Source organism: Plesiocystis pacifica SIR-1 (genome assembly GCF_000170895.1).
GTDB classification, from domain to species: domain Bacteria; phylum Myxococcota_A; class Polyangia; order Nannocystales; family Nannocystaceae; genus Plesiocystis; species Plesiocystis pacifica.
On sequence record NZ_ABCS01000210.1, the window covers coordinates 1 to 4655 of the forward strand.

Annotated in this window: 3 protein-coding genes; all 3 read right to left on the reverse strand. The window is 70.7% G+C overall.

Annotated features, from left to right (window positions below; translation table 11 throughout):
- Nucleotides 1-79: 79 nt before the first annotated feature.
- Nucleotides 80-1294: a tetratricopeptide repeat protein gene (locus tag PPSIR1_RS41130; protein WP_006977269.1), complete on the reverse strand. Its 1215-nt coding sequence runs from the start codon at nucleotides 1292-1294 to the stop codon at nucleotides 80-82.
- A gap of 63 nt (nucleotides 1295-1357) precedes the next feature.
- Nucleotides 1358-2260 (reverse strand): alpha/beta fold hydrolase, encoded by a 903-nt coding sequence (locus PPSIR1_RS41135; RefSeq protein ID WP_006977270.1) that lies wholly within the window; start codon nucleotides 2258-2260, stop codon nucleotides 1358-1360.
- A gap of 467 nt (nucleotides 2261-2727) precedes the next feature.
- Nucleotides 2728-4655 (reverse strand): [protein-PII] uridylyltransferase family protein (locus PPSIR1_RS41140; protein WP_006977271.1); only part of this gene is annotated, 1928 nt, incomplete at its 5' end.

Consider the following 4655-nt stretch of genomic DNA (forward strand, 5'->3'; position numbering starts at 1 on the left):
CCCACCGCTAGGAGCGGCGACACAGCCATTCGGGTTCCAGTGCCGCTCCAAACCCGGCACGGACTTCGGACACGCGGTACTAGCGGCAGCCGTGGGCGGCGAGCGCATCCTGGGCTCGACGGACGGCGCGCGGCGGGTTGTTCGGGTCCTTCTTGGGCGCGACGTAGCCGAGCATGACGGCGAGCTCCGTCGCCGCCTTCTCGGCCTCCTTGCAGCGCTTGGCCGCGGCCAGGGTCTGGACCTCGTAGACCCACGCGGCCTGGGACTCGGGCTGGGCCTCGCGGGCCGCGGCGAAGCGCCCGAGGGCCCCCTCGATGTCCCCCTGAGCCGCCAGCACCCGCCCGTGGTTGACGAGCACCGGGCCCTCGTCGGGCACCATCTCGAGCAGCGCGTCCATGTGCACCGCCGCGGCGTCGACCATGCCCATGTCGAGCAGGCCGCGGACGACCTCGAGGCGCAGCGGGGGCGCGTCCGGGACCAGCTTGGCGCAGCGCTCGAACTGCTCGGCCGCGTCCGCGTCGCGCCCGGCCTTCATCAACAAGCGCGCGTAGAGCAGGCGAATGTCGACCCCAGAGGCGTTGGCCTCGTACTCCAGGGCGCTCTCGGCGTAGTTCAGGGCCTGCTCGTCGTTGCCCAGGCGCGCGTGGACCTGCGCGAGGGTGTAGGCCGTGTCGACGCTGCCCTTGAGCCGATCGGCCGTCTCGATGGCCTCGACGGCGCGCTGGTACTCGCGCAGATCGAGGAGCACGACCCCGAGGGCCAGGTGCGCGCTGGCCAGCTCCGGGTCGAGCTTGAGGGCCGTTTGGAAGTGATCGATGGCGCGCTTTTTGTCCGCCACCGTCGCCCCCTCGCTCAGGCCCACGAGGTTGCCGATGGCCGCGTGGGGCAGCGCGTCGGTGTCGTCGAGCGCGATCGCCTCGTCGAAGGCCGCGCGGGCCTCGTCGGAGCGGCCGAGGTGGCTCAGGGCGTTGCCCCGGGCGTAGCGCAGCCGCGCCTTCTTCGGATCCGCGGCGATCGCCGCGTCGGCGGCCTCGAGCGCCCGCTCGGGCTTGCCCTGGGCGATGAGCACCTCGATCTCGACGATCGCCGGGTCGGCGCCCGGCTTGGGCTTGAGGCGGTCGCTGAGCCCTCCGCCAGGACCCTGTCCCGTGAGCTGGGCGTCGCCGAGCGCCTCGTCCTCGCCCTCCCCCTCGCCGGGCGTCGTCGTCGCGGGCTTCGGCTCGCCGCAGGCCGAGAGCGCGAGGGCGAAGGCGGCGAGGAATCCCAGGGTAGCGCGGCGAGCGGACGTGGCCATGGCGCCGATCTACCACGGCCGTCCGAGCCGCAGGATCTGAACCACAGGATCTGAACCACAGGATCAGGCGACCAGCTCGCGCAGCGCCTCGAGCGTGGCCTGCTCCTGATCGATCCACATCATGTGCCCCGCGCCCTCGATCACGCGCAGATCGAAGTTGGGGATGGTGCGCATCACCGGCTCGCCGCGCGAGGGCGGCGTGACCTTGTCGAGCGCCCCCCACAGCATCACGGTCGGCACGCTGAGCTTCGGCAGCTCCTCGAACAGCTCGACGTCCGGGCGCAGGCCCTTGGAGTCGACGATGCCCCGGATCATCACCCACCACGCCATCCACGCCCCGGGCAGCAGGTGCGCCTGGGTCTGGAGCTCGATGAGATCCTCGGGGACCTGGGCGAGGTCCTCGACCATGGCCTCGGCGAACATGGTCTTGGTCGCCTCGATGGACGGCTTGCCCACGGTGGTCAGGAGCAGCTTGCCCAGCAAGGGGCGGCTGAGGACCTTGAGCTGCGCGGGGATCTCCCGGTCCACCCCCGCCGGCGGACTGACCAAAATCAGCTTCGCGACGGTCTCCGGGCGCGCGAGGGTGTGGACGATGGCCATCGTCGCGCCCAGCGAATTCCCGAGCAAGGTCACCTCGTCGAGTTCGAGGGCCGCGAGGGTGTCCTCCACGAGCATGCGGGCGTACTGAAACAAGTCCCCGGGCCGGAGCGAGAGGGTCGACGACAGGCCCACCCCCGGGCGCTCGAGGGCGTGGACGGTGTACTGGGACGACAGCTCCGCCATCAAGGGCGCGAGCGAGCCAGCCACGAAGGGGCCGCCCGGGAGCATGAGCAGGGGCGGCCCGCTGCCCGCCGTCCACACCGTGGCCTCTCCGTCCAGGCGCTCGAGTGCGAGTCGCCGCGGCACGGCTTCGACGCCCCGGCGACTGAAGTAGTCGCGCTCTACCTGCTCGAATGTCGGGCTCATTTGCACTCTCGGTCCCATGTTGCTTAGCCCGCGATTCGACAGTCTCGATTTAGACGAAGTCCGTAGCGCGAGTGAAAAGCGCGCTCGGAATCCAGAGAGAACTCCAACTCCTCTTCAGGATATCTCGGGGTGATCACCGGTTCCAGCACGAAAGCGCAGTGACTAGCGCGGCACCTTGGATCCTGCGAGGACCGCACCAGATTCGCGCAACTACCGCAAACACACCCGTGGGTGTGCCCAACAAAACCGCTCCCCCTGACGTGAATGAATGACAGCAAGCTCGCTAACGACAATTGCGACCACAGGCCCGGCCGAACTCCAGTCCGGGCTCGCCTGTAACCGTTGAGAGTGAGGCAAATTAGGCCACCCTACCCTTTGCTGTCGAGCACACGGCGCCCCTCCTGCCCGGGAGCCCCGCGCCGGGTGCAAAGAGACGATCGCAGATCCGAGCGCGGCTCAATCGCAGGTCAGCGCCGGCGCGTGCGAAGGTTCGCCCGGATGGCCTTGGCCAGCTCCCCGCGCGCGCGCTCGCCGAGCTTCTGAACGTAGAAGACCGCCTCTGCCCGGCGCATCTCCGTGTTCAAGCGGGCGATCTCGATGTCCGTGCCCCGAGCGGCGAAGGCCCGCGTGATCCGTGCCGCGACGTCGGGGCTGCCCACGGTCTCGACGTCGACGATGGTCCGCTGCCCGCCCGGATCCTCGGAAAAGCGCACCCGGGTCGGCACGCGTCGCCGTCGGCCCCGACGCGTCCGCGTCCGAGGCATGGGCGGCAGGGGCTCGCCGAGCGCCTCGGCCGAGGGCGCGTCACTCAGGGCCTGGGCGAAGGCGTGCTCGAGCTCCTCGGCCAGCTTGACCGGACCGCTGGTCCGCCCCGGCCGGGACTCGCCCTCGACCACCCGGAACACGTCGAGAGCAATGCCCGTGCCCGCGGGCACCGAGAACACATCCGCCGCGACCACGGTCAGGCCGAGCTCGGCGAAGCTTCCGGTCAGCAGGGCCAGCAGGCCCGGGCGGTCCGGCGTGACCACGGTGACCCGCAACGCCCCAGTGCTCACGGCGACCTCGACCAGCACCGTACTCGGCGGAGCGCCGCTGATTGCATCCGCCTCGCCGCGCTCGGCCAGGGCGTCGAGCAGGCGACGGTGCTCGCGTCGCATCTCCTGGTCGTAGAGGCTGTAGTAGCGCTCGGGCAGGCCCTCGGGCTCGCTCTCCTGGGGTCGGCGGCGGGTCGTCCGGCCGGCCTTGCGGGCCCCGCTCTCGAGCTCGCTGATCCGCGCCGCGGCGCGCAGGTAGAGCTCGTCGAGCAAGCTGAGCTTCCAGCTGGTCAAGTAGTCCGGGGACACGTTGGCCATGTCGGCGAGGCTGACCAGGTAGAGCTCGTCGAGGGTTCGACGATCGCCGACCAGCTCGGCGAACTCGCGGACCAGCAAGGGATCACTCAGGTCCCGTTTTTGGCTGAGCATCGGCATGGTCTGATGCTCCTGGACCAAGAGCGCGCAGCGCTCACGGTCGGTCTCGCCCAGCCCCGCGCGCGCAGCCGCCAGCCGGGCGATCCGAGCCCCCTCGGCGCACTGATCTCCAAAGGGCTTGCCCGCGTCGTGGAGCAGCGTCGAGAGGTAGAGGACCTCCGGGCTCTCGACGTTGAGGTGGACCACCGTGGCCATGGGGTAGTCGCGGCGGTGCTCCCCGCGGGCCACGGCCTTGAGGAACTCGACGGCGTAGAGGCTGTGCTGATCGACGGTGTAGACGTGGAAGCCCTCGTGCTGCATGCGCCCGCGGGAGGCCGCGAACTCCGGCACGAGGCGCTCGAGGTAGCCGACGTCGTGGACCCGCTCGAGGGGGGTCGGTGCGCCGACATCGCGGGTATCGACGAGCAGGTCTAAAAAGCGTGCCTGGGCCGCGGGGTCCTCGGCCAGGCGGGTGTCGCCCTCGGGGATGGCCGCCGTGCAGTCGAGCAGGCCGTCCAGCAGCGGGCCCGAGGGCCGGAGGTTGCGATCCCGGGCGATCACCAGGGCTTCGAGGCCGAGCACCGGGCTCGAGGCGAAGGGGTTGCGCCCGTAGGTGAACAGACGATCGCCGTCGGTATGGAAGCGCTCGTCGATGCGCCGCTGCTCCTCGGCGCCCGAGCGCGGCGGCTGGCAGCGCGCGAACACCCGGGATCCGTAGCGGCGCACGTCCGAGGCGGCGCGGTAGTAGTCCTGCATGCACGCCTCGATCGCGGCGACCAAGACCGCGTCGTCGAGGCGCGCGCTCTCCCCCGGGCCGCCGGCCTCCTCTGGGAGGAGCCCCAGGACCGCAGGCACGCCCTCTTGGTATTGAAAATTGAGCCGATCCTGGGTCCGCCCGGCGACCAGGTGCAGGGCCGCCCGCAGACGCAAGAGCACGTCACGCGCAC